Annotated in this window: 1 protein-coding gene; it reads right to left on the bottom strand. The window is 41.1% G+C overall.

Features of this window, described 5'->3' with window-relative positions; all coding sequences use genetic code 11:
* Window positions 1-1174 (bottom strand): ImcF-related family protein (locus R7035_RS25605; RefSeq protein WP_318146367.1); only part of this gene is annotated, 1174 nt, incomplete at both ends.

The following is a 1174-nucleotide window of genomic DNA, read 5'->3' as shown; positions in this document are numbered from 1 at the left end:
TGCATTAGGTTCAAATGGGTATCTACCTGCTATAGTCCGCTGATAAGGACGCACTACATTAGTCACCCAAAGCTGATTTAGATGATCTTTAGAGCCGCTTTCTGCAAACTTAACCGATTCCTGTGACAACTCTCCCAACCATTGATTAAACGGTTTTGGTAAGAGATCTTTTGCTCTAGCCAAGGAGGCAGCACCATCCTGAGTCCCCGTTCCATCCCATATGCTTTTGTAAGAAATTTTTTGATTGTTGCCAGAGCTAGACAAATCAGATAAGTACGAACGCAAATTCACCATCGCTTGCTGAATATCATCAAAGTCTTGTTCACTAAGTCGTAAGATTTCGGTGAAATGGGATTCAACTTCTTTACCTGGTAGAGCAACATTAAATCCATTCTCTTCAGGCAAATACATATCGAGTTTGTCTGCCGTATTAGAAAACTTCACTTTTGCAACCTTTCCTGCGACTTCCGTTGCTGCCTTTTGATTTTCCGATAACGTTACTTTCGATAACCCCAGTTCCTTTTGTATTGCACGCAGAAGTGATTCAATTGGTCTTTCTACACCGGATAAAACTCTTGATTGCTCTGTTGCTAAAGCCAAACTCGGAGCTTGTTTAAGCTGAATATCCTCTATCAGAGTTTTCCACTCATTGACATAATCTTGATAATAGCGGGCTTGAACCCCCTGAATAGCACTATCATGATCAATTTCATGAGCTTTTAGATCATCCCCATACACCCAGTTTTCTTCCATCAAACCTTTGACGGTGCGATTAATCTGAATTTGGAAAATGCTGTGAAAACCGTTGTAGGTATAAAAACCGGAAATACCTTGCGATAGAGGTTTTCCACTTGCTCGCTCAAATTGTTCTAAACCTTTAGGTCCTAACACGTCTGTTAAACGGAAAGACGGAACGTGACTTTTAGCAAACTGCATCTTCATACGCTGATATGCACGCTCTGGAAGTGACATTTGCGTTAGAACTTCTCGTGCTGCACTAATAGCAGTCGCATCCATTGAGAAGCCTTTCTCGTCGTTCTCTAGTAAGTTTTTAGTATGCACTAGCAAACGCTCACGTAGCTCTTTGTTTAACTCTCCTGGATACTGACGTTCAAAGTAGAAGTTGAACCAAGCAATTACCTCTTCTTGTTGATACTTTTCCGGATTAAACAAC

Origin of the sequence: Vibrio sp. 1731, assembly GCF_033339955.1 — a bacterium.
GTDB classification, from domain to species: Bacteria; Pseudomonadota; Gammaproteobacteria; order Enterobacterales; family Vibrionaceae; genus Vibrio; species Vibrio alginolyticus.
Note: the sequence above shows the minus strand (reverse complement) of the source record. Positions and strands in the feature narration are given on the sequence as shown.